Below are 23,433 nucleotides of genomic sequence, written 5' to 3' on the forward strand. Positions count from 1 at the left end.
GGCCGGAGTTCCTGACCCGCGCCCGCGTGCGGGAGATCGTCCCCGCCTGCGACAGCGTCGACCCTGCCCTGTTCTTCCCCGGCCCGGGGCAGAGGCCCGACGGGGCCAAGGCGGCGTGCCGGGGGTGCCCACTGCTTGAGGACTGCCGCGCGTGGGCGCTGTCGCGGCCGAAGTATCAGCTGTATGGCATCTGGGGCGGGATGACCCGGCAAGAACGCATCAACGCTGCGGCGGCGCAGCCAGGAAGGACCACCATTCGATGATCGAGATCCTGCATGAGAACCCGTGGCTGTCCCTGCGGGCCGTCCGCGACCCAGAGCGGGGCATCAACGGGTACGTGTTCTCCCACGAGGACCGCTGCCAAGGCCGCATCGTTGCGGTGCTGCCGTTTATCGATGCCTGCTCCGGCCGCCACTACCTGGTCCGGAGCGAGGTAACCCCCTGCTGGTCACTCGACCCGCAACTGTCGGCCCTCACCGGCGGCTACGAGGGCGGCGACATTGAGGACGACGCGGTGCGGGAGGTGCTGGAGGAGTCCGGGTACACCATCACCCGCGCCGACCTCATCCCCCTCGGGGAGAGCTACGCCAGTAAGAGCGCCGACACCGTATACAGCTTGTTCGCGGTCGACGTCACCGGCCGGACCCAAGAGGCGGCCGTCGGGGATGGGAGCCTGCTGGAGGCGCAGGGGTCGACGGTGTGGCTCGACGACGTCGAGGTGTGCCAGGTGCGTGACCCGCAGGTCGCCGTGATGGTCATGCGGCTCGGACACCATCGGCGATGACCGTCCAGGATGTCGCCGGCCAGGGCAAACCGGAGCCGACAACGGCGCTCCGCTGCCCCGACCGGGCACGCCGACGTGACCGCTGCACCGACACGTTTCCGGTCCCGCCGGCAGATCCAGACGCGGCCCTGGCCGAGGTGATCGCGCACCTGACCGGCGACCGGCACTGCCTCGACATCGCCGACGCCACCCGGCTCCTCATCGTCATCGACGAAATCCAGATCCTTCGGGAGGCAGCGTGAACGTCCTCGGCTATCTGCTCGGCCTGGCGACCATCCCCGCCCTGGTGGGTGGCTGGTGGCTGCTCCGCTTCGCCAACCAGCAGGTCCGGCGAGCCGTCAACGCGGTGGTCCTGCGGGTGGAGCCTCAAGACGGACGGGAACGGGCGAGGCTTGGCGCGGCGGCGGCGTGTTCCCGCCGGGTCTACATGACCGAGGCCGGCGGTGTGACCGTCGCCGTGCTGCTCGGGCACGACCGGTCGCAGTGGCCGGAGCTGCATCGGGTAATCCGGCAGGTGATCGCACCGGTGAGAGCACCGCGAGTCCGGGCGCCGGGCGAACGAACCCCGCACGACCCGGGCATCGACTACACCGACCAGGACGTGTGATGTCGGACTTTTGGATGGGGGTGCTCGCCACGTTCGCCGCGGTGGTGGGCTTGCCGAGGGGCTGCGGCGGGCCAGGAGGGCCATGCCGCCTGGTGAAAGCTGAGCTACCGCTCGGTTTGTAGCAGGCGTGATACGGCGTGGCACCCTCCTAACAGCGGAGCGTGCTGGGACAGTTACTCCACTGTGGGAACACTCGACGGTGAAACTAGCGGACCGTTCGCCCGGCGAACTGGGGCGAGCCGGCCATGATCGGTGCCCGACCGGAGGTCAGGAGCCGACAGCCGGATTGATTGTCGCAGGACAAGCGCGACACTCCGCCTCGCCGCCGCCACGAGACATACGATGAATGTGACGCTCCCGCCACCCAACGTTCACCTCCGGACGGGCGCGTTGGACCGGAAGTCCCGCTCACGGGATCGAACAGGGGGTACAGAGTTGACAGGCCCGCCCCGGCGCCCCGCAGCCACCACCCCGGCCGACGCCATCACGAAGCGAGCGCAGATGCGCCGCGAGCAAGCCGTTGAACACATCCTCGCGCGACGCCGCGAAGCCAAGCCCCCGCGCCGATACACCCAGGTCACGCTCCTCGTCGCCGCAGCGGCGCTCGTTGACTGGATGCTGGTCGTCGTGCACGCCGCAATCGACCGGCACCAACCCGTCGACGCTGGCCTCGCCACCCACCTCTGCGTCGCCGGTACCCTCGCCGGCTGTGCTGCTGTCCTCGGCGCAGGGTGGGCGCTGCTCAAGGACCGCGCGAACCGCGACAAGGACCGCGACGAGATCGAAGAGGACCGGCAGGAGCGGTGGTCTACGTGGGTCGATCACGTCATGGAGTCCATGCGTGAACGGGAACTAGCCGCATGGGCCGATGGGATTCGGATCGCGGGTAGCGGCCCGACCGAACCCGCGCAGGCCCTCAGGCAGGCGAGCGGCGGTAGCTCGAACCCCAACGATGAGCCGACGGTGGTGCTGCCCCGGCCGATCCGGACCGCGCCAGCGAAGGGCCGCGCCGCGAGTCCGCGCTTCGGGCACAACGAGGGGCGTCGGTTCCCCCACCAGGGTTAGACGCCGCGCATCACGTCAATGCGGTCGTACGCCCGCTGCGCTCGCGCTCCCTTGGCGACCGACCCGTACAACAGAAGCATCTGCCTCGACTCCCAGCCGTTGAGTTCCATCAAGTCGCCCTCCTCCATCCCAGCGTCAAGGCAATTGTGGGTGAACGTGTGCCGGAACAGGTGCGGGTGAATCTTCATGCCGAGGCGGGCGCCGCGACGTCGGACGATCTGGCGCACCCCCGACGGCGTCATCGGAACGCTGCGCCGCACCCCAATCCACAAGGCGTTGGTGAACCTCGACGCCTTGTGTTCAGCGCGCTTGCGCAGGTAGCGGTCGAGCGCGAGCGCGGCTTTGACGTCGAACTTAACCACGCGCTGCTTGCCTCCCTTCCCCGTCACCAGGGCGGTCCGCTTGGCCACGTTCACGTCGTCGAGTTCCAGGCCGGTGATCTCGGCGAGCCGGCAGCCGGTGGCCGCGAACAGTCTCAACAACGCGGCGTCGCGGCGGTCCTCGAAGCCTTTACCGCGCTCCGCATCCTTGATTAGCACGGCCATCTGTTCGGTCTCGATGATGGGTTTGCGCTTGGCCCCTAATTTCTCTGGCGGCGGTGCCTTGAACTTGTCGAACGGGTCCGGGACTTCCTCTTCGGCGGCGTACCACTTGAAGAAGGCTTGCAGCGCGCGGCCGATGTTGTTGCGGTAGCCGCGGGCGTACTCGATCTCCTGCATGTAGAGGAAGAACAGCCGCAACTCATCGCGGCTGACGTCGCCCCATGAGCGCACCTTCGTGGTCTTGGTCAACCACTGAGCGAGCCACCTCGCCGCGTCGGTGTAAATCTCGATCGTCTTGGGCGACCGCTCCGCGATCTGAAGTGACAGCTCAAACGAGCCGATCCAGGGTCCGAACGCCCCGATGTCCGTGGGCAGATCACCGCGTCTACTGGCCATGGCAGCCTCCATCGAGCACCCGCGTGTGATTCGAGGGCTGTCGGGAACGACGGCCGGAGGGCACTACTGGGGCGCGATGACGCCGCTGAGGGTGCTCCTGACTCCAACCGTGCCTCGCTGGTCCGTCTACGGCCGTCTGGCGGGCCGGCGGATCGGCGAGGGCTGTTCCCGCTGCAACGACTAAGCGGGTGCTCGCTGAACGATTAAGCGTATGGAAAGTGCTGCACGCCCTCGACGTTTTGCCTGGTCGGAGGGGGGTTGTGGGCGCGGCAGGTTTCGAACCTGCGACCCCCCGCTTGTAAGGCGAGTGCTCTCCCACTGAGCTACGCGCCCGGATCGCCCGTGTGCGGCGGGCCGGTGGCTGGCAAGCCTACCTGTTCGCCGCCGACCCGGCCGCACGCGTACCCCTGTCAGGCGGTCGCGTCGGCGATGGCCTTGCGCCAGCCCTGCTGGTCGCGGGCCTCGCCGGGGCCGTTCAGCTCGGCGAAGCGGACCACGCCGGCCTTGTCGATGACGAAGGTGCCCCGGTTGGCGAAGCCGGCCACGTCGTTGAAGACCCCGTACGCCTGGGCGACGGCGCCGTGCGGCCAGAAGTCGGCAAGCATCGGGAACTGGTAGCCCTCGCGCTCGGCCCAGATCTTGTGGCTGTAGGCCGAGTCGACGCTGACGGTCAGCACCTGGACGTCGTCGTTCACGTACTCGTCGAGGTTGTCCCGCACCTCGCTCAGCTCACCCTGGCAGGTGCCGGTGAAGGCGAGGGGGTAGAAGACCAGCAGCACGCTGCGCCGGCCACGGAAGTCCGACAACCGGACCTCCTGGTTGTTCTGGTCCTTCAGCACGAAGTCCGGCGCCTCGGCGCCAACCGCGATGGGCATGCGAACTCCTGGGGGGGTCGAGTCGGGGACGACGCCAGCCTGCCACACCCGGCGGCGCGGGCCGCCGGGCGCGAGGGGAGCGGATCGGGCTACTTCTTGGCCTTGGCTCCACGGCGCAGCACCAGGCGGGCGCCGCTCCAGTCCCGGCCGGCGTTGACGGTCGAGGTCTGCTGGAGGCCGGCGGTGGGCGCGGACTCCGCGACCTCGCTCGGCTCGACGTGCCCGTCACGCCCCGCCTTCGGGGTGAGCAGCCACACGACCCCGTTGTCGGCCAGCGGGCCGAGGGCGTCGACGAGAAGCTCGAAGAGGTCACCGTCGCCGTCGCGGTACCACACCAGCACGGCGTCGACCACCTCGTCGGTGTCCTCGTCGACCAGATCTCCACAGCGGTCGGTCAGGGCGTCGCGGAGATCCTGGTCGACGTCGTCGTCGTACCCCATCTCCATGACGACCATCCCCGGTTCGATGCCGAACCGGTCCGCCAGGCTGCGTACCCCGTCGGCGGCCTGACCAGCGGTCGCGCTCACTGTCGCGTGCCTCCTCATCTCGTCCCTGCTCGCGGCGTCGGACCGACGCCGTCAGGCAAAGTCCACACAGTTGTTCCTCTGCGCGCAAGTGGCGCACCGGGTGCAACGGAATTTACCGTGCCAGCAGCGTACGGGCACCGTCGGTAATGGCTTCCGGGGAGACCAGAACGTGACGTGCTGCCGGACCTAATGGTACAAACGAGTCAACTCCGGCCACCCGTCGCGCGGCACCGACATATCCGGCGTCGACAAGCGCGGCGATCACTCCCTCGCCGACCCCGCCCGACCGGCGTGTCTCGTCCACCACCAGCACCCGGCCGGTGGCCGAGGACTCCCGGATGATGTCGGCCACCGGCAGGGGCGCCAGCCAGCGCAGGTCCACCACGCGGGTGCCCACCCCCTCCTCGGCGAGGACGGCGGCGGCCCGCAGCGACATCCGCACCCCGTTACCGAACGTGATGATGGTCAGGTCGTCGGCCGAGCCGACCCGGTAGACGCGCGCTCGGCCGATCGGCACGTGCCCGGCCACCCACGAGCCGGGCTCCGGATAGCCGGCCAGCCACTCCCCGTCACCCTCGGTGTACAGGTCGCGGGTGTGGTAGAGCGCGATCGGCTCCAGGAACACGCAGACACTGCCGTCCACCGCGGCACTCGCCAGACAGGTCCGCAGCATGGGCGCGGCGTCGTCCGGCCGCGCCGGCACCGCGACCACCAGACCCGGCACATCCCGGAGTACGGCCACCGAGTTGTCGTTGTGGAAGTGCCCCCCGAAGCCCTCCTGGTACGCCAGCCCGGCCACCCGCACGACCATCGGGTTGCGGAAGGCGCCCCGCGAGAAGAACTGCATGGTGGCGGCCTCGCCGCGCAGTTGGTCCTCGGCGTTGTGCAGGTACGCCAGGTACTGGATCTCCGGCACCGGCAGCATCCCGGCCAGCCCGGCGCCGAGGCCCAGCCCCAGCACCGACGTCTCGTCGAGCAGGGTGTCGAAGACCCGAGCCGCCCCGAACCGGTCCCGCAGGCCCTTCGTCACGCCGTACACGCCGCCCTTGGCGGCCACGTCCTCGCCGAAGACTGCCATTCGAGGGTGGTCGAGCAGCCCGTCGGCGAGCGCCGCGTTGATGCTCTGCGCCAGGGTGAGCGGGCCGGCCAGCTCCGGCGGTTTGCCCCCGAACGCCTCCTCCCGCACCGCCGAGCCCGGCCCGCTGGCCCGTGCCGCCGAGTCGGCAACCGCCCGGGCCACCCGCACCGGACGGCGGGGCGCCAGCGCCGACACCACGTCGGCGGCGGAGGCCAGCTTCGGCTCGCTCAGCACCTCCTCGGCCAGCCGGCGGACCTGCCAGCCGGTCTCGTCGTACCGGGCCAGCAGCTCGTCGGCGGTCGCCACGCCGGCGTCCACGAGCTGCCGGGCCGTGGCGGCCACCGGATCGGCCTGGAGGTCCTCGGCCAGCTCGGCGGAGCTGCGGTACGCCGATTCCGCGTCCGCGCCGGCGTGGCCCATCAGCCGGACCGTGCGCAGGTGCAGCACGGCGGGCCGCCGGTGCCGGCGCACCCAGGCGGCGGCCTCCCGCGCCACCTCGTACGCCCGCACCGGGTCGGCCCCGTCGGCGCTGAGGTAGTGGATGCCCGGCTTGGCGCGCAGGGTCGCCTCGACCCAGCCCTCCGGCGAGCGGACGCTGATGCCCAGCCCGTTGTCCTCGCAGACGAAGAGCACGGGGATGCGCAGCCCGGCGTGGTCGTACCAGCCGGCGGTGTTAAAGGCGGCGGTGGCGCTGGCGTGGTTGACCGACGCGTCGCCGAACGAGCAGACCACTATGGCGTCCGGTGGCCAGGGGGCGTGTGCCGCGCCGGCCCCGCTGCCGACCCGCACCCCGGCCCCGGCACGCCGTCCGGCGGTGTCCAGCCGGCGCAGCCGCTCCACCGCCAGCCCCATCCCGACCGCGCGGGGCAGGTGCGAGGCGATGGTGGAGGTGGTCGGCACGATCGCCAGGTCGGCGCGGCCGAACACCTTGTGCCGGCCACCGGCGATCGGCTCCTCGCTGGAGGCGACCATTCCGCGCAGCACGTCCCGGGCCGCCTGCGCGTACGCCGCGAATCCCCCGACGGGTGGCGCGGACCCGGCCGGCTCGGGTTCGGCGGCCGACTCCGGCTCGGACGCGGAAGCGTCGGCGGCGTCGGCCACCTGGGCGGCGCGGACGCAGTAGAAGGCCCCGGAGCGGTAGTGCAGCAACGCCGGGTCGGTGGGGCGCAGCGCGGCGGCGACCACCGCGTTGCCCTCGTGTCCGGCCGAGCCGATCGTGTAGAAGCCCTCGCCGAAGCTACGCAGCCAGCGGCCGGCCAGGTCGAGCTGCCGGCTCGTCACCTGGGCGTCGAACAGGTCCAGCAGCTGGGCGCCGGTCAGCGGAGCGTCGTCAGTGACCGGGTCGGCGGGGTCGCGCCGCCGCTGCGCGGCGGGGAGTGCCGCCAGCGTCTCCCGGAAGCGGTCGTCGAGATCTTGCGGGGTGGTCACGTCGCACAGCATTACCGACGCAGGCCCTGGTCGCCCAGTGGGACACGGCCGCGCCGCGCCGACTCACCGCCTGTCGCACTGCTCCGGGCAGCCGTCGTCGGACACCTTCCACACCAGGTCACGAAGGGTGCCCAGCTCCTCGTCGCTGAGCGCGGCCAGGAGTCGGGAGTCGGACATCACCTCGATCACCCCGGCGCGTACGCCCCGGCCCGGACCGGTCACGACCAACGTCTTCTGCCGGCGGTCGGCCGGGTCGGTGCGGCGCTCGACCAGCCCGGCCTGCTCCAGCTTGTCGACGAGCGCCGTCACGTTCGAGCGGTCGCAGCCCAACCGTTCGGCCAGGTCCCGGGCCGGCGACGGGCGGTCCGGGTCCAGCTCGTGCAGCGCCCGGGCGGCCGCCGGCGTGAGCCCCAGCGCGGCGAACGCGGAATCCTGCCGGTGCCGCAGCGCGGCGGAGACGTGGGCCATCCGCCGCACCACGTCGGCCGCCAGGGCTGCGCGATCCTCCGGCCCACCCGCTCGCGTCACGGCTCACATCCTACGCAGCGCGCTGTTCGTCCAGCTCAAGCCGCACCACCCGGAAGATCCGCGCGGGCCGGTCAGGCGGGGAGGAAGGAGAAGCGGACCTGACGGGTGGGGTTGTCGCCGTTGGTGTCGACCAGGCAGATGGACTGCCAGGTGCCCAGGGCCAGCCGTCCGTCGAGCACCGGCAGCGTCGCGTACGGCGGGACGAAGGCCGGCAGCACGTGGTCGCGGCCGTGGCCGGGTGAGCCGTGCCGGTGCCGCCAGCGGCTGTCGGTGGGCAGCAGCGCGTCGATGGCGGTGAGCAGGTCGTCGTCGGAGCCCGAGCCGGTCTCGATGATCGCCAGCCCGGCGGTGGCGTGCGGCACGAAGACGTGCAGCAGGCCGTCTCCCTCGCCGGAGACGAAGCTCTGGGCCTCGGCGGTGATGTCCCGGACGGCCGGCCGGGACCCGGTCTGGACGGTTATCACGTCACTGCGCATACGTCGCATTCTGCCGCAGCGGCCCGGGAGCCTCGGCGCCTGGGGAAAGAAGCGCCGTAGCGCTAAGTTACCGAAGGGTACCTGTGTTCAGCATCGCGTCCGGGGGACCTAGACGTGACGACGGGTGCCACCAGGGGGCAGGATGGCGCTAGAGACCTATCCCACACACAACCGAGGGAACGCCTGTGGCTACGGAACGCAAGCGCCCGGTGATCAGCGACGGCCTACCGAGCCAGCTTCCGGACATCGACCCTGAAGAGACAAGCGAATGGGTCGAGTCGCTTGACGGTGTCATCGACGATCGCGGTGCCAAACGCGCCCGCTACGTCATGCTGCGCCTGCTGGAGCGGGCCCGCGAGCGCCAGGTCGGGGTTCCGCCCCTGACCACCACCGACTACATCAACACCATCCCGCCGGAGCAGGAACCCTGGTTCCCGGGTGACGAGCACGTCGAGCGGCGCATCCGGGCGTACGTCAGGTGGAACGCCGCGATGCTCGTGCACCGGGCGCAGCGCCCGGAGATCGGCGTCGGCGGGCACATCTCCACCTTCGCCAGCTCGGCGTCGCTCTACGAGGTGGGCTTCAACCACTTCTTCCGGGGCAAGAACCACCCGGGCGGCGGCGACCAGATCTACTACCAGGGTCACGCCTCCCCCGGCATGTACGCGCGGGCGTTCCTGGAGGGGCGGCTCAGCGAGCACCAGCTCGACGGGTTCCGTCAGGAGCTGTCGCACCCGGGCGGCGGGCTGCCGTCGTACCCGCACCCGCGGCTGATGTCGGACTTCTGGGAGTTCCCCACCGTCTCGATGGGCCTCGGCGGGCTGAACGCGATCTACCAGGCCCGGTTCAACAGGTACCTCCAGCACCGCGGCATCAAGGACACCTCGCAGCAGCACGTGTGGGCATTCCTCGGCGACGGCGAGATGGACGAGCCGGAGACGCTTGGCGCGATCGGTGTGGCCGCCCGCGAGGAGCTGGACAACCTCACCTTCGTGATCAACTGCAACCTGCAGCGGCTGGACGGCCCGGTCCGGGGCAACGGCAAGGTCATGCAGGAGCTGGAGTCGTTCTTCCGGGGCGCCGGCTGGAACGTGATCAAGGTGGTCTGGGGCCGTGAGTGGGACCCGCTGCTCGCCGCGGACACCGACGGCGCGCTTGTCAACCTCATGAACACCACGACCGACGGTGACTACCAGACCTACAAGGCGGAGTCCGGCGCGTACGTGCGGGAGCACTTCTTCGGTCGGGACGCCCGGACCCGCAAGATGGTCGAGCCGCTGAGCGACGACGAGATCTGGAACCTCAAGCGGGGTGGGCACGACTACCGCAAGCTCTACGCGGCCTACAAGGCGGCCACCGAGCACACCGGTCAGCCGACTGTCATCCTGGCGAAGACGATCAAGGGCTGGACGCTCGGCTCGCACTTCGAGGGCCGCAACGCGACCCACCAGATGAAGAAGCTGACGCTTGAGGACTTGAAGACCTTCCGCGACCGGCTCTACCTGGACATCCCGGACAAGGCGCTGGAGGACAACCCCTACCTGCCGCCGTACTACCACCCGGGCGAGAAGTCCGAGGAGCTGGCGTACCTGAAGGAGCGCCGCGAGCAGCTCGGCGGCTACCTGCCGTCGCGGCGGACCAGCACCAAGCGGCTGACCATCCCCGGTCCGGAGCGGTTCGCCGACGTCAAGCGCGGCTCGGGCAAGCAGAAGGTGGCCACCACGATGGCCTTCGTCCGCCTGCTCAAGGACATCATGAAGGACAAGGAGTTCGGCAAGCGCTGGGTGCCGATCATCCCGGACGAGGCCCGCACCTTCGGCCTCGACTCGATCTTCCCGACCGCGAAGATCTACTCCCCGCACGGGCAGCGCTACACCTCTGTCGACCGGGAGCTGTTCCTGTCGTACAAGGAGTCGACGACCGGGCAGATCCTGCACGAGGGCATCAACGAGGCCGGTTCGGTCGCCTCGTTCACCGCCGCGGGCTCGGCGTACGCCACCCACGACGAGCCGATGATCCCGATGTACATCTTCTACTCGATGTTCGGGTTCCAGCGGACCGCCGACGGGCTGTGGGCGGCGGCCGACCAGATGGCGCGGGGCTTCCTGCTCGGCGCGACCGCGGGGCGGACGACGCTCAACGGTGAGGGCCTCCAGCACGAGGACGGCCACTCGCTGCTGATCGCCGCCACCAACCCGGCGGTGGTCGCGTACGACCCGGCGTTCTCCTTCGAGATCGCGCACATCATGGAAGCCGGCCTGCACCGGATGTACGGGGACGCGCAGGAGAACGTCTTCTACTACCTGACGGTCTACAACGAGCCGATCCTCCAGCCGGCCGAGCCGGCCGGGGTTGACGTGGAGGGCCTGCTCAAGGGCATCTACCGCTACTCCCCGGCGCCGCAGGTCGACGGCCCGAAGGCCAACGTCCTCGCCTCCGGCACGGGCATGCAGTGGGCGCTCAAGGCCCAGCAGCTGCTCGCCCAGGACTGGGGGGTGGCCGCCGACGTCTGGTCGGTGACCTCCTGGACCGAGCTGCGTCGCGACGCGGTGGAGACCGAGGAGTACAACCTGCTCAACCCGGGCGCCGAGGCCAAGGTGCCGTACATCGCGCAGAAGCTTGCCGACGCGGACGGGCCCAAGGTCGCGGTCAGCGACTGGATGCGCGCCGTACCGGACCTGATCGCCCGCTGGGTACCAGGCGACTACACGTCGCTGGGCACCGACGGCTTCGGGATGTCGGACACCCGGCACGCCCTGCGCCGGCACTTCCACGTCGACGCCGAGTCGATCGTGGTGGCCACGCTGCGGCAGCTCGCCCGCAGCGGCGCGCTGCCGGCCACCGTGCCGGCCGAGGCCGCCAAGAAGTACGCGATCGACGACGTCAACGCCGCCCCGGTCGGCGAGACCGGCGGCGACAGCTGATCCAGCACGATCGAGAAAGGGCCCGGCGCACCCCGCGCCGGGCCCTTCTTGGTGCACCCGCACCCTCGCTCCCGGCCCCGACCGACCGGGCGGACGGCGGGTGAGAAGGGAGCGGCGGCGCTCCGGGGCCCCTGGCGGAGGCCCGGGACCACCGCCGGGGGCGGGTGACGCCGGGAGCGGACGCGCTCGTCAGCCGACGGCGGCCAGGTCGGTGAGCCGGGCGAGCGAGTCCTCCAGGTCGGCGCCGACCCGGCGCAGGCCCAGGCGCAGCAGGGCCGCCTTGACCGGGCCGGCCGGCCAGCGGACCACGATGAGCCGCACGACCGTCCCACCCTCGTCGTCGTCCTCGGTGAGCTGGACGTAGATCTCGGTGCGCGCCTCCGCACGGGCACCGGCGCCCTTGGCCCGTTCCCGCCAGCCGATGAGTGTCGGCTCCTGATAGGCGATCACCTCGGCCTCATGCGCCGAACCGCGCCCCGCCTGGACCAGTTGCCGCCGCCCGAAGCCCTCTCCGGAGAGCACTTCGGCCGCGCGGACCCCCGCCAGCCAGGCCGGTAACTGCTCGGCCCGCTGTACGACGTCCCAGACCACTTCCACCGGCGCCGCCACGTGCGCACTGCGTTCCACGAGGATCATTTCCGTCTTTCCTCCAGTGAGGACATCCCACGATATCGGCACTCTATGCGCTAAATCGGACTTACACGGACGGGTTGGGAAAAAGACACGCCGATCAACCATTGCGGATTGCGCCAACCCGGCCTATGGCGCATTCATCGACAGCGCCCTAGAGTCCCGAACACGTTTCACGTTCACCGGGAGGGCGCATGCCTGCCGCACCGATGCCCGAGTTCCCCACCGGCTTCCGCTGGGGCGTCTCCACGTCCGCCCACCAGATCGAGGGCGCCGCCACGGCCGGCGGACGCGGACCGTCCATCTGGGACACCTTCGCGGACTCCCCCGGCCGGATCAGCGACGGCAGCAGCGGCGCGGTGGCCTGCGACCACTACCACCGGCACACCGAGGACGTCGCGCTGCTGGCCGGGCTGGGCGTCGACGCGTACCGGTTCTCCATCGCCTGGCCCCGGGTGCAGCCCCGCGGCAGCGGCGCGGCCAACGCCGCCGGCCTGGACTTCTACGACCGCCTGGTCGACGACCTGCTGGCCGCCGGCATCGACCCGGTGGCCACCCTGTACCACTGGGACCTGCCCCAACCCCTCGAGGACGCCGGTGGCTGGCTCAATCGCGACACCGCAGCCCGCTTCGCCGAGTACGCCGACCTGACCGCCGCCCGCCTCGGCGACCGCGTCAAGCTGTGGATCACCCTCAACGAGCCGTTCATCCACATGAGCCTCGGCTACGGCATGGGCGTGCACGCCCCCGGCCAGATGTTGCTCTTCGACGCCTTTCCCGCCGCCCACCACCAGCTGCTCGGGCACGGCCTCGCGGTCGCCGCGCTGCGCGCCAACAGCGCCAGCCCGGTGGCGATCGCCAACAACTACTCGCCGGTGCGGGTGCTCGGCGACAGCGACGCCGACCGGGCCGCCGGCGCCGCGTACGAGGCGCTGCACAACAGGCTCTTCACCGACCCACTGCTCGGCCGCGGCTACCCGGAGCTGCCCGGCCTCGACCCGAGCGTCGTCCACCCCGGCGACCTCGACGTCATCGCCGCGCCGATCGACGTGCTGGGGGTCAACTACTACAACCCCACAGGCGTACGGGCCGCCGAGGAGGGCTCGCCGCTGCCGTTCGACCTGGTGCCGCTGGACGGCTACCCGCGTACCGCCTTCGACTGGCCGGTCGCCCCCGACGGGCTGCGCGAACTACTCGGCTGGCTCCACGACACGTACGGCGACGCGCTGCCGCCCATCGAGATCACCGAGAGCGGCTGCGCGTACGACGACGTGCCGGACGCGCACGGGCAGGTGGCGGACCCGGACCGGATCGCGTACCTCGACGGGCACCTGCGGGCACTCCGGGCCGCCATCGACGACGGGGTGGACGTGCGCGGGTACTTCGTCTGGTCGCTGCTGGACAACTGGGAGTGGGCCGAGGGGTTCACCAAGCGCTTCGGTCTGGTGCACGTCGACTACGCCACCCAGCGGCGTACGCCGAAGTCGTCGTACACCTGGTTGCGGGACATGCTCGCGGCCTCTCGGGACGGGTCGGCGCGGTGACCACCCTCGACCCGACGCCGGCGGCGCTGCCGGCGGCGCTCGCCGAACCGACGGTGCCGGTGCGGCGCGGCTGGATCGGTCTGGTCTTCGCGGCCAACCTCGGCGTGTGGATGGCGTTCTTCACCCCGATCCAGGTGCTGCTGCCGCAGCAGATCGAGCGGATCGCGCCCGGCGACAAGGAGACCATGCTGGCAGTGGTCACCGGCCTGGGCGCGTTGGCCGCGGTGCTGGCCAACCCCCTGGCGGGCGCGCTGTCCGACCGGACCTGCCTGCGGATCCTCGGCCGGGAGTTCGGCCGGCGGCACGTCTGGACCGCGGGCGGCGCGGTGCTCGGCGCGGCGGCGCTGGTGCTGCTCGCCCAGCAACGGACCATCCTCGGGGTAGCCGTCGGGTGGGTCGCCGCCCAGGTCTGCTTCAACGCGATGCTTGCCAGCCTCACCGCCGCCATCCCCGACCGGGTTCCGGTGGTGCAGCGTGGCGCGGTCTCCGGCTGGGTGGGCATCCCGCAGGCACTCGGGCTGGTGCTCGGCGCGGTGCTGGTCACCGCCGTCGTCACCGGCAACGCCGCCGGCTACCTGGCCGTCGCGGTGGCCATCCTGCTGCTGTCGCTGCCGTTCGCGCTGCTCACCCCAGACGACCGACTGCCCCGCGCACACCGGCCGGCGTTGCGGGCGCGGGCGCTGTTCGCCTCGATGTGGATCAGCCCGCGCCGGCACCCGGACTTCGCCTGGGCGTGGATCACCCGGTTCCTGGTCCAGCTCGGCAACGCGCTGGGCACCCTCTACCTGCTGTACTTCCTCACCGACGGGGTGCGCCACCCCGACCCCGAGGGCGGCCTGCTGGTGCTGATCCTGCTCTACACGCTCGGCATGATGCTGACCGCTGTGGTCGCCGGTCGACTGTCGGACCGCTCCGGGCGGCGCAAGGTCTACGTGATCGTCTCCGGCCTGATCATGGCGGTGGCGGCGCTGCTGCTCGCCATCGCGCCGGTCTGGTCGATGGCGATCGTCGCCGCCCTGCTGCTCGGCGCCGGTTACGGCGTCTACCTCGCGGTGGACGCCGCACTGATCACCCAGGTGCTGCCCCGGGCCACCGACCGCGCCAAGGACCTGGGCGTGATCAACATTGCCAACTCGGCGCCGCAGGTGCTCGGCCCGGCGCTCTCCGCCCCGCTCGTCGTCCACCTCGGCGGCTACCCGACGCTCTACGCCGTCACCGCCGCGGTCACCCTGGTCGGCAGCGCGCTCGTCGTCAAGATCCGCTCGGTCCCCTGACTCAGGGGGCCGTGGCCGAATCCCGTCGACGGTCGCCGTAGGCTGGGGGCGTGACGGTACGTGTGCGCTTCGCCCCCTCCCCGACCGGTATGTTCCACGTCGGCGGCGCCCGCTCGGCGCTGCAGAACTGGATCTACGCCAAGCAGCAGGGCGGGGTGTTCGTGCTGCGCATCGAGGACACCGACGCGGCCCGCAACAAGCCCGAGTGGACCGAGGGCATCCTCTCCGCGCTGGACTGGATCGGCATCTCCCGGGGCAGCTACGAGGGGCCCTACTTCCAGTCGGCGAACGCGGGCGAGCACCGGGCCGCCGCCACCCGGCTCTACGAGTCGGGTCGGGCCTACTACTGCGACTGCACCCGCGAGGACGTGCAGGCCCGCACCGGCTCGCAGTACCAGGGCTACGACGGCTACCACCGCGACCTCGGCCTCGGCCCGGGGCCGGGGCACGCGCTGCGCTTCCGTACGCCCGACGAGGGTCTGACCGTCGTGGTGGACCTCATCCGCGGCGAGCCCACCTTCGAGAACAAGCTCATCGAGGACTTCGTCATCGCCCGCGGCGACGGCTCGCCGGTCTTCCTGCTGGCCAATGTCGTGGACGACATGACCATGGGGATCACCCACGTGATCCGGGCCGAGGAGCACCTGCCCAACACCCCCAAGCAGCAGTTGCTCTGGGACGCCCTCGGGGTCAAGCCGCCGATCTGGGCGCACGTGCCCGTGGTGGTCAACGAGAAGCGGCAGAAGCTCTCCAAGCGCCGCGACAAGGTCGCCCTGGAGGCGTACCGCGACGAGGGCTACCTCGCCGGCGCGATGCGCAACTACCTGATGCTGCTCGGCTGGGCGCCGTCCGGCGACCGGGAGATCGTCGAGTGGTCGGTCATCGAGGACGAGTTCCGGCTGGAGGAGGTCAACCCCTCCCCCGCGTTCTTCGACGAGAAGAAGCTGCGCGCCTTCAACGGGGAGTACATCCGGGCGCTGCCGGTGGCCGAGTTCGTCGACGCCTGCCAGCCGTGGCTGACCGGCACCGGGACCATCGCGCCGCCGCCGTGGCAGCCGGAGGAGTTCGACGCCGACGCCTTCGCCGCCGTCGCACCGCTGGCGCAGACCCGACTCGCCGTGCTCAGCGAGATCGTGCCGAACGTCGACTTCCTGTTCCTGGCCTCGCCGCTCATCGACGAGGCGGCGTGGACCAAGACGATGAAGGACGGCTCGGCCGACCTGCTGGACGCCGCCATCGCGGCGTTCGAGACGCTGGAGCCGTGGAACGCCGAGTCGCTGAAGTCGACGCTGGAGGCGGTCGGCGCCGAGCGCGGCCTCAAGCTCGGCAAGACGCAGGCACCCGTCCGGGTCGCGGTCACCGGCCGCACCGTCGGCCTGCCGCTGTTCGAGTCGCTGGAGGTGCTCGGTCGCGAGCGCACCCTGACCCGTATGCGTGCGGCCCGGCTGCGCCTGGTCTGACCGGCCCGGCGGCGGGCCGGCGTCGTACCTGTGCGTCGCCGCCCTGATCAGCGCGCCCGGCTCCTGCGGCGGAACACCAGGCCGGCGGCGAGGGCGGCGAGCAGCACCAGGCCGCCGAGCGCCCAGAGCCACCAGCGGCCGCCGGAGGCCGACCGAACCGAGGGTGCCGGCACAACGGACTCCAATGAGCTGCCCGTCGGCGTCGATGACGGCCCGGCCGAGGGCGAGCCGGTCGGAGCGGCGCCGCCGGCCGAGGGCGAGCCGGTCGCAGCGGCGCCGCCGGCCGACGGCGTGGCGGTCGGATCGGCGGCGGTGCCGCTGGTGAGGGTGAACCGGACCTCGCCCTTGATCGGGTGGCCGTCGCTTGACGCGAGTTGGTAGCCGACGATGTAGAGCCCCGCCGCGCCGGGCGTGAACGGCACGCGCACCCGGCTGCCGTCGAAGGTCGGCCGCCCGCCGGCGACCACATTGTCCGGCCCGGTTATTGTGATCTTCGTCGTAGCGGGGGCCGGCTTGGCCAGGAACCGAAGCTCGACCCGGGCGGGCGCGGTGGCCACCCGGGCGCCGTCGCGCGGATTGCTGCCGGTCAGTGAGTTGTGCGCGGCCGCCGGTGTCGCCGGGGCCAGCAACGACACACCGAACGCCACGCCGAGCACCACTGGCACGACCCGTGCCAATCGTGTAACCCTGCCCCCCATGAACCCCTCCGTAAGGGTACGATCCGCCCGCTGATCAAAACAGCTCCTCATTAGTCGAGCAGAGATCGCAGATAGTTCCAAATACTGTTCCACTAGCTGCAATTCATCGACGTTCTGCGGAGTCTGTGAGAGTGGGCCCGACCGCCCGGTCGGTGTCGTCACCGGCCGACCGACCCGGACGTCACGACGAAGCCATCCATCGAACGGGGCGAGGAGGCGGGATGGTCCGACAGATGAGGCGCTGGGCCGCCGTGCTGGCGGGCACGCTGGCGGCGGCAGTGCTGGTGCTCGGCGCCGCCGGCCCGGCCAGCGCGGCGCCCAAGCCGGCACCCGCCGGTGTGGACATCACCGGCGAAGGGCTGACCGAGCCGCTGCGGCTCCGGTCGGAAACCCAGCCCGCACACGTGATGGCGGTCGTCGACCAGGTCAACTTCTTCGCTCGTACCGGCATGCCGACCGGGCCGAAGGCGGCCGACCTCGGTCCGAAGTACACGGTGGTGGTGCTCGCCGGTGAGACGCCGAAGCAGACGTACGACCTCTACCCCAAGGCGGCCGGTGGACCGCGCGTCTATCGACCGGCCAAGCAGCCGGACGGTCGCAAGACCAGCGCCGGCTGGTTCCTCGGCCGGCTCAGCATGTCCGAGACGCTGCGCACCGCAGGAGTGCCGCTGGAGCGGCAGTTCGACACGGTCAGCGGCGGCGTGGGCGGCGGCGAGCGTGTCCTTCCGGAGGACACGATGGACCCTGCCCGGGACATCGATGAAGCGCTCGGCGAGTTGCAGCGGCTGCTGTTGCTCAACGTCGCGGTGATGCTGACCATCACTGTCGGTCTCGCCGGGATCGCCCTGCTGATCCGTCGCCGGACCCGCTGACCTCGGGCAGCGGGTCAGACCAGCCGTCGCGCGGTCAGCACCAGCCGTCGCGCGGTCAGCACCGGCCGTCGCGCGGTCAGCACCAGCCGTCGCGCGGTCAGCACCAGCGGCGCGGCGGGCGCTCCCGGCGGGTGGCCCGCTGACGCGGCCGGACCGGGCCGTGCCGGTGCGCACCGGCCCACCCGGGCAGGTCGCTTCGGCAGCCGGTGACGTCGTCCGGCTCGGGCGGCGCCGGCTCGGCGGCCCGTTGACGTGGCACGGCCACGTCGTCGTCGGCCCACTCGGTCGGACGGCCGCCTGTCGACTCCGCCGGGTGCGCCGGCGCCCCGCCGACCGGCCGGCGCGGCTTGCCCGCCGTCTGTGGGTCGTGGTGCCCCAGCCGGCAGGGCTCGCCCTGGGCGCAGCCGTGCTCGGCCTCCCCGTGCGCCATCCCCGGTCTCCTCACGCTCGCACTCACGCGCGGGGGCGCTCCCCCCGACGTGCCCTGCCACCGTACTGGCCGGGACCGACGGCCTGTGCACGGCGTACCCGGCGTCAGCGCGTCGTAACGGGTGCGGGCCCAGCCGTGGCGGGGCGGCCGCACCGGCGGCGGACCATCGGCGAACCGGTGGGCGAAGCGCTGGTCCGCCCAGCGCACCATTGAGTGGCCGAAGGCCACCGAGAAGCCGAGATAGGCGGCGGCCAGACCGTGACTGACCCCGGCGGTCACGCCACCGCGCAGATCGATCACCGACGCGGCGAGCAGTGCCAGATCGACGAGCGGTACGCAGACCAGCAGCGCCGCGCCGAGTCGTGGACGGCGCAGCGGATAGCGGGCCACCAGCCCGGCGCCGAGCAGCACCCAGCGTGATCCGCTCCCGGACCGGCCCTCCCGGGCCGCTTACCGGTGCCGACGTGGATGGCCTGCTCACGACGTGTCAGGCTAGGGCGGTGAGTACGCCAGACGGTGGGGAGTTGGCGGCCACGCTGCGCCGGATCGAGCGTTCGGCGGGAGCGTTGGCCACCGCCAGCGTGGCCCGGATGGACGAGACGCTGCCGTGGTTCCGCGCCCTGCCTGCCGACCAACGCTCCTGGGTGATGCTCGTGGCCCAGGCGGGCGCCCGGTCGCTTGTGCAGTGGCTGCAGGACGGCGGCGGCACTGCGGACAGCACCCAGGAGGTCTCCGACGACGTCTTCGACGCCGCTCCGCAGGCGCTGGCCCGGTCGATCACCCTCCAGCAGACCGTGGCGTTGATAAAGGTGACCATCGACGTCGTCGAGGAGCAGGTGTCGCAACTGGCCGCCGAGGGCGAGGAGCAGTTGCTGCGCGAGGCGGTGCTGCGCTTCTCCCGGGAGATCGCGTTCGCCGCCGCCCGGGTGTACGCGCGGGCCGCCGAGTCGCGCGGCGCGTGGGACGCCCGGTTGCAGGCTCTCCTGGTCGACGCGCTGCTGCGCGGTGACTCACCTGACGTCCTGGCGAGCCGGGCCGCCGCCCTGGGCTGGGCGGACGCGCCGCCGGTCGCGGTGGCGGTCGGCCGTTCCCCCGGCGGGGAGGTCTCCGCCGTACTGCACGTGGTGTACCGGCAGGCGCGGCGGATCGGCGTCGAGGTGATCGGCGGGGTGCACGGCGACCGGTTGGTGATCGTGTTGGGCGGCGCGGCGGATCCGCTCAGCGCCACCGGCAAGCTGCTGGACGCTTTCGGTGACGGCCCGGTGGTGGTCGGTCCGGCCGTACCCAGTCTGGACGAGGCGACGGAGTCGGCGCGGGCCGCGCTGTCCGGCTTCCGGGCGGCGCCGGCGTGGCCGACCGCCCCCCGGCCGGTGCCGGCCGCGGACCTGTTGCCGGAGCGGGCCCTCGCCGGCGACGCGGAGGCCCGGCGCCGGTTGCGCCACGACGTGTACGCGACGCTTGTGCGCGCCGGTGGCGAACTGCTGGAGACCCTGGACGCCTTCCTGGCCGCCGGTGGCACGCTGGAGAGCGCGGCGCGGGCGCTGTTCGTGCACCCGAACACGGTGCGGTACCGGTTGCGCCGCATCGCCGAGGTGACCGGCTTCTCGCCGCTGTCACCCCGGGACGCGTTCGCCCTCCAGGTGGCGTTGACAGTCGGTCGGCTCGATCCGGTGGTACCTGTGGCAACTGCGGTCCCGACCCAGACATTGACCCCGGCCGCCCGGAAATCCTCCCAAAGCAGTGATGATCCCCGCCGATCTTTGTGAGAAACCTCCAAAGGTTCTAGTGCGGTTTGGTCGGCCTCGGCACAGCGCCAGCCACGCGTATCCGGGAGAGTCATAGGCGTGCTCGCCGTACTTAGTCCCGGCCAGGGTTCCCAGAAACCCGGCTTCCTGACCCCCTGGCTCGACCTGACCGGCACCGAGGCGCGACTGCGTGACTGGTCGGCGTTGGCCGGGGTCGACCTGCTGCACCTGGGCACCGCCGCCGACGCCGACGAGATCAGGGACACCGCCCGCACCCAGCCTCTGCTGGTCGCCGCGGCCCTGCTCGCGGCCGAGCACCTGCCGCTGGACGGCGTCGCGCTCACCGCCGGCCACAGCGTCGGCGAGTTGGGTGCCGCCGCCCTGGCCGGTGTGCTGTCGGCCGACGCCGCGATCACCCTGGCCGGCGTACGCGGCCGGGAGATGGCCGCCGCGTGCGCGCTGGAGCCGACCGGAATGGCCGCGGTGCTCGGTGGCGACCCCGACGAGGTGATCGCCGCGATCGAGGCGAACGGGCTGTACCCGGCCAACCGCAACGGCGCCGGCCAGATCGTCGCCGCGGGCGCCCTGGACGGGCTCGACAAGCTCGCCGCCGAGCCGCCCGCCCGGACCCGGATCATCCGACTCCAGGTGGCCGGCGCGTTCCACACCCCGTACATGGCTCCGGCCGAGGCCGCGCTCGCCGCGGAGGCTGCCGGGATCACCCCCGCCGACCCGGCTCGAACCCTGCTGTCGAACCTCGACGGCACCGCTGTCGACAACGGCGCCGCCATGGTGCAGCGCCTCGTCAGTCAGGTCACCGCGCCGGTGCGCTGGGACCTGTGCATGCGCACGCTGGCCGACCTCGGTGTCACAGGCGTGATCGAGCTGCCCCCGGCCGGCACCCTCGCCGGCCTGGTCAAGCGGGAACTCAAGGGCGACGGCGCCCCGGAGATCGTCACCCTCAACACCCCGGACGACCTACCGGCCGCACGGGACCTGATCGCCCGTATCGGAGGTCGTTCATGACTGGCAGTCGCATCGTCTCGATGGGGCACTACCAGCCCTCCCGGGTGGTGACCAACGACGACATCGCCAAGCTCGTGGACACCAACGACGAGTGGATCCGCGACCGGGTGGGCATCGTCAGCCGGCGGATCGCCGACGGCGAGACGGTTGCCGACATGGCCGCCGCGGCCGCCGGCAAGGCGCTTGCCAACTCGGGGCTCAGCGCCTCCGACATCGACCTGGTCGTGGTCGCCACCTGCTCCTCGATCGACCGCAGCCCCAACGTGGCCTGCCGGGTCGCCGCCAAGCTTGGCATCGCCGCGCCGGGCGCGTTCGACGTCAACACCGCCTGCTCGGGCTTCGCGTACGCCCTGGGCACCGTGGACCACGCCGTTCGGGCCGGGGCGTCGCGCAACGCGCTCGTCATCGGCGCCGAGAAGCTGTCCGACTTCACCGACTGGACCGACCGCTCCACCTGCATCATCTTCGGTGACGGCGCGGGCGCCGCGGTGGTCACCGCCACTGCCGACGACGAGCCGGCCGGCATCGGCCCGGTCGTCTGGGGCTCCGTGCCGGAGAAGAGCGACGCGGTCCGCATCGAGGGCTGGCGCCCGTACATCCAGCAGGAGGGGCAGGCGGTGTTCCGCTGGGCCACCACCGCGATCGCGCCGCTGGCCCTCCAGGCGTGCGAGCGGGCCGGGGTCGACCCGTCGGAGCTGGCCGCCTTCGTGCCACACCAGGCCAACGCCCGGATCATCGACGGCATCGCCAAGCGGCTCAACATCCCCGACGCGATCATCGCGAAGGACATCGTCGAGTCGGGCAACACCTCTGCGGCGAGCGTGCCACTGGCCCTGTCGAAGCTGGTCGAGCGTCGGGAGGTGCCCTCGGGCGCCCCGGTGCTGCTGTTCGGCTTCGGCGGTGGCCTGACCTACGCCGGTCAGGTCGTCCGCTGCCCCTGAAACCCCTCGGACGCGTACGCGTCGAGGAGTGGCGGTCGGCGACGCCGGCCGCCGGAGAACCCCCTATGAGAGGAACCAACCGCAATGACCCGTGACGAGATCACCACCGGCCTCGCCGAGATCCTCGAAGAGGTTGCCGGGGTGAACCCGGACGACGTGGCCGAGGGGAAGTCCTTCACCGACGACCTCGATGTCGACTCGCTCTCCATGGTGGAGGTCGTGGTGGCCGCCGAGGAGAAGTTCGGCGTCAAGATCCCGGACAACGAGGTGCAGAACCTCAAGACCGTCGGGGACGCCGTCAGCTTCATCGAGGCGCAGTCCTGATCATGAGTCGTCCTGACGTCGTCGTCACCGGGCTCGGCGCGACGACCCCGCTCGGCGGGGACGTCGCGTCGACCTGGGACGCCATGCTCGCCGGCCGCTCCGGGGTGAGTGCCCTCACCCAGGAGTGGGCCGCGCAACTGCCGGTCCGGATCGCCGCCCAGTTGGCCGTGGAGCCGTCCGAGGTGCTGGACCGGGTCCGGCTGCGCCGGCTCGACCGCTCCGAGGCGATCGCGATCATCGCGGCGCAGCAGGCCTGGGCGGACGCCGGCCTCGCCGGCTCCGACCTCGACGGGGAGCGGTTGGCCGTCAGCGTCGGCTCCGGCATCGGCGGTGCCACCACCCTGCTCGCCCAGGACGACATCCTGGAGGCGTCCGGGCCACGGCGGGTCTCCCCGCACACGATCCCGATGCTGATGCCGAACGGTCCGGCCGCCTGGGTCGGGCTGGAGCTGGGTGCCAAGGCCGGGGTGCACTCGATGGCCAGCGCCTGCGCCACAGGTGCCGAGGCCATCGCTCTCGGCCTCGACATCATCCGCTCCGGCCGGGCCGACGTGGTGGTGGCCGGCGGCACCGAGGCGGTCATCCACCCGCTGCCGATCGCCGGTTTCAGCTCGATGCGGGCCATGTCCACCCGCAACGACGACCCCGAGCGCGCCTCCCGCCCGTGGGACCGGGGCCGGGACGGCTTCGTCCTCGGCGAGGGTGCCGGCATCCTGGTGCTGGAACGGGCCGAGCACGCCGCGGCCCGGGGCGCCCGGGTCTACGCGCGCCTCGCCGGGGCCGGCATCACGTCCGACGCGTACGACATCGTGCAGCCGCACGCCGAGGGTGAGGGCGCCATCCGGGCCATCGCCAAGGCCATCGCGGACGCGGACGTGGCCAAGCGGGACATCGTGCACGTCAACGCCCATGCCACGTCGACGCCTGTGGGTGACATGCTGGAGATCGGCGGGCTGCACAAGGCGCTCGGCGACCACCCGGTGCTGTCCGCGACGAAGTCGATGACGGGGCACCTGCTCGGTGCGGCAGGCGCGCTGGAGTCGATCGCCACCATCCTGGCCATCCGCGACGGTGTCGTCCCGCCGACGATCAACCTCGACGACCCGGAGCCCGGTCTCAGTCTGGACGTCGCGGCGCACAAGGCACGCCACATGGAGATCCCCGCCGCGTTGAACAACGCGTTCGGCTTCGGCGGCCACAACGTGGCGCTCGTCTTCGCACGGCCCTGACACGGCTGTCCGAGACGGCGGCGGCCCGGA

The 23,433-nt window shown here is 71.6% G+C and carries 22 protein-coding genes, 1 tRNA gene and 4 pseudogenes; 15 read left to right on the plus strand and 12 right to left on the minus strand.

Annotated features, from left to right (window positions below):
- Positions 1-26: 26 nt before the first annotated feature.
- The 5 genes from OOJ91_RS34465 (at position 27) to OOJ91_RS12930 (ending at position 2,456) form a co-directional block, all read left to right on the plus strand.
- A complete protein-coding gene (locus tag OOJ91_RS34465) occupies positions 27-263 on the plus strand; it encodes a WhiB family transcriptional regulator (RefSeq protein WP_353962108.1) in 237 nt (78 codons plus the stop codon).
- The gene (locus OOJ91_RS12915; protein ID WP_266244826.1) at positions 260-784 is read left to right on the plus strand and encodes a hypothetical protein; all 525 of its coding nucleotides are present in this window, start codon (positions 260-262) and stop codon (positions 782-784) included. Before OOJ91_RS34465 ends, OOJ91_RS12915 begins: the two co-directional genes overlap by 4 nt.
- A complete protein-coding gene (locus OOJ91_RS12920; protein WP_266244827.1) occupies positions 781-1,026 on the plus strand; it encodes a hypothetical protein in 246 nt (81 codons plus the stop codon). Before OOJ91_RS12915 ends, OOJ91_RS12920 begins: the two co-directional genes overlap by 4 nt.
- On the plus strand, positions 1,023-1,391 hold the full coding sequence (locus tag OOJ91_RS12925; RefSeq protein ID WP_266244828.1) for a hypothetical protein: 369 nt from the start codon (positions 1,023-1,025) through the stop codon (positions 1,389-1,391). Before OOJ91_RS12920 ends, OOJ91_RS12925 begins: the two co-directional genes overlap by 4 nt.
- 501 nt (positions 1,392-1,892) lie before the next feature.
- Complete coding sequence (locus OOJ91_RS12930) at positions 1,893-2,456, plus strand: hypothetical protein (protein ID WP_266244829.1); 564 nt, start codon at positions 1,893-1,895, stop codon at positions 2,454-2,456.
- Here the strand turns inward: OOJ91_RS12930 and OOJ91_RS12935 are convergent.
- From OOJ91_RS12935 to OOJ91_RS12965, 8 genes and pseudogenes are all read right to left on the minus strand, one after another.
- On the minus strand, positions 2,453-3,394 hold the full coding sequence (locus tag OOJ91_RS12935) for a tyrosine-type recombinase/integrase (RefSeq protein ID WP_266244830.1): 942 nt from the start codon (positions 3,392-3,394) through the stop codon (positions 2,453-2,455). The two genes, OOJ91_RS12930 and OOJ91_RS12935, sit on opposite strands and share 4 nt — an antisense overlap.
- Before the next feature lie 261 nt (positions 3,395-3,655).
- Positions 3,656-3,727, minus strand: a tRNA-Val gene (locus OOJ91_RS12940).
- A 77-nt stretch (positions 3,728-3,804) separates the two neighbouring features.
- The gene (locus tag OOJ91_RS12945) at positions 3,805-4,269 is read right to left on the minus strand and encodes a peroxiredoxin (RefSeq protein WP_266244831.1); all 465 of its coding nucleotides are present in this window, start codon (positions 4,267-4,269) and stop codon (positions 3,805-3,807) included.
- A gap of 89 nt (positions 4,270-4,358) precedes the next feature.
- On the minus strand, positions 4,359-4,796 hold the full coding sequence (locus tag OOJ91_RS12950; protein ID WP_007463483.1) for a DUF3052 domain-containing protein: 438 nt from the start codon (positions 4,794-4,796) through the stop codon (positions 4,359-4,361).
- 112 nt (positions 4,797-4,908) lie between these two features.
- Positions 4,909-6,882: pseudogene (locus OOJ91_RS12955) on the minus strand (thiamine pyrophosphate-dependent enzyme); the annotation flags it as partial.
- A gap of 84 nt (positions 6,883-6,966) precedes the next feature.
- Positions 6,967-7,314 (minus strand): annotated as a pseudogene (locus tag OOJ91_RS34580) (transketolase); the annotation flags it as partial.
- A 51-nt stretch (positions 7,315-7,365) separates the two neighbouring features.
- Positions 7,366-7,770, minus strand: a complete 405-nt coding sequence (locus OOJ91_RS12960) for a MarR family winged helix-turn-helix transcriptional regulator (protein ID WP_266245386.1) — start codon at positions 7,768-7,770, stop codon at positions 7,366-7,368.
- Between the two features lie 131 nt (positions 7,771-7,901).
- The gene (locus OOJ91_RS12965) at positions 7,902-8,306 is read right to left on the minus strand and encodes a YjbQ family protein (protein ID WP_007463493.1); all 405 of its coding nucleotides are present in this window, start codon (positions 8,304-8,306) and stop codon (positions 7,902-7,904) included.
- Positions 8,307-8,491: 185 nt separating this feature from the next.
- Here OOJ91_RS12965 and aceE point away from each other — a divergent pair, with 185 nt between their 5' ends.
- Positions 8,492-11,230 carry a pyruvate dehydrogenase (acetyl-transferring), homodimeric type gene (gene aceE / locus OOJ91_RS12970; protein ID WP_323178459.1) on the plus strand — a complete coding sequence of 913 codons (2,739 nt, stop codon included), beginning with the start codon at positions 8,492-8,494 and terminating at the stop codon, positions 11,228-11,230.
- A 189-nt stretch (positions 11,231-11,419) separates the two neighbouring features.
- Here the strand turns inward: aceE and OOJ91_RS12975 are convergent, their stop codons facing one another.
- Positions 11,420-11,866: an SRPBCC family protein gene (locus OOJ91_RS12975; protein ID WP_266244833.1), complete on the minus strand. Its 447-nt coding sequence runs from the start codon at positions 11,864-11,866 to the stop codon at positions 11,420-11,422.
- A 188-nt stretch (positions 11,867-12,054) separates the two neighbouring features.
- Here OOJ91_RS12975 and OOJ91_RS12980 point away from each other — a divergent pair, with 188 nt between their 5' ends.
- From OOJ91_RS12980 to gltX, 3 genes are read left to right on the plus strand one after another with little or no spacing between them, the layout of a single operon-like run.
- The gene (locus OOJ91_RS12980) at positions 12,055-13,404 is read left to right on the plus strand and encodes a GH1 family beta-glucosidase (protein ID WP_266244834.1); all 1,350 of its coding nucleotides are present in this window, start codon (positions 12,055-12,057) and stop codon (positions 13,402-13,404) included.
- Positions 13,401-14,678, plus strand: coding sequence for an MFS transporter (locus OOJ91_RS12985; protein ID WP_266244835.1), 1,278 nt, complete (start codon positions 13,401-13,403; stop codon positions 14,676-14,678). Before OOJ91_RS12980 ends, OOJ91_RS12985 begins: the two co-directional genes overlap by 4 nt.
- Before the next feature lie 50 nt (positions 14,679-14,728).
- The gene (gene gltX, locus OOJ91_RS12990; RefSeq protein WP_266244836.1) at positions 14,729-16,138 is read left to right on the plus strand and encodes a glutamate--tRNA ligase; all 1,410 of its coding nucleotides are present in this window, start codon (positions 14,729-14,731) and stop codon (positions 16,136-16,138) included.
- A gap of 47 nt (positions 16,139-16,185) precedes the next feature.
- Here the strand turns inward: gltX and OOJ91_RS12995 are convergent, their stop codons facing one another.
- Positions 16,186-16,815, minus strand: a complete 630-nt coding sequence (locus OOJ91_RS12995; protein WP_266244837.1) for a copper resistance CopC family protein — start codon at positions 16,813-16,815, stop codon at positions 16,186-16,188.
- 242 nt (positions 16,816-17,057) lie between these two features.
- Between OOJ91_RS12995 and OOJ91_RS13000 the strand changes: the two genes are divergently transcribed.
- The gene (locus tag OOJ91_RS13000) at positions 17,058-17,708 is read left to right on the plus strand and encodes a hypothetical protein (protein WP_266244838.1); all 651 of its coding nucleotides are present in this window, start codon (positions 17,058-17,060) and stop codon (positions 17,706-17,708) included.
- Positions 17,709-17,805: 97 nt separating this feature from the next.
- Here the strand turns inward: OOJ91_RS13000 and OOJ91_RS34380 are convergent, their stop codons facing one another.
- Both OOJ91_RS34380 and OOJ91_RS13005 read right to left on the minus strand, forming a co-directional pair.
- Positions 17,806-18,138 (minus strand): hypothetical protein, encoded by a 333-nt coding sequence (locus OOJ91_RS34380; RefSeq protein ID WP_323178476.1) that lies wholly within the window; start codon positions 18,136-18,138, stop codon positions 17,806-17,808.
- Between the two features lie 111 nt (positions 18,139-18,249).
- Positions 18,250-18,549, minus strand: a pseudogene (locus OOJ91_RS13005) (hypothetical protein); the annotation flags it as partial.
- Here OOJ91_RS13005 and OOJ91_RS13010 point away from each other — a divergent pair.
- From OOJ91_RS13010 to fabF, 5 genes and pseudogenes are all read left to right on the plus strand, one after another.
- Positions 18,501-19,904 carry a PucR family transcriptional regulator gene (locus OOJ91_RS13010; protein WP_439117037.1) on the plus strand — a complete coding sequence of 468 codons (1,404 nt, stop codon included), beginning with the start codon at positions 18,501-18,503 and terminating at the stop codon, positions 19,902-19,904. The pseudogene OOJ91_RS13005 and the gene OOJ91_RS13010 sit on opposite strands and share 49 nt — an antisense overlap.
- Positions 19,905-19,982: 78 nt before the next feature.
- Positions 19,983-20,900, plus strand: a pseudogene (locus OOJ91_RS13015) (ACP S-malonyltransferase); the annotation flags it as partial.
- 5 nt (positions 20,901-20,905) lie between these two features.
- Entirely contained in the window at positions 20,906-21,850 is a 945-nt protein-coding gene (locus OOJ91_RS13020) for a beta-ketoacyl-ACP synthase III (RefSeq protein WP_266244840.1), read from the plus strand.
- A gap of 84 nt (positions 21,851-21,934) precedes the next feature.
- Entirely contained in the window at positions 21,935-22,174 is a 240-nt protein-coding gene (locus tag OOJ91_RS13025) for an acyl carrier protein (RefSeq protein WP_007463517.1), read from the plus strand.
- A 2-nt stretch (positions 22,175-22,176) separates the two neighbouring features.
- Entirely contained in the window at positions 22,177-23,403 is a 1,227-nt protein-coding gene (gene fabF / locus OOJ91_RS13030; protein WP_266244841.1) for a beta-ketoacyl-ACP synthase II, read from the plus strand.
- Positions 23,404-23,433 lie beyond the last annotated feature (30 nt).

Source organism: Micromonospora lupini, from assembly GCF_026342015.1.
GTDB classification, from domain to species: Bacteria; Actinomycetota; Actinomycetes; order Mycobacteriales; family Micromonosporaceae; genus Micromonospora; species Micromonospora lupini_B.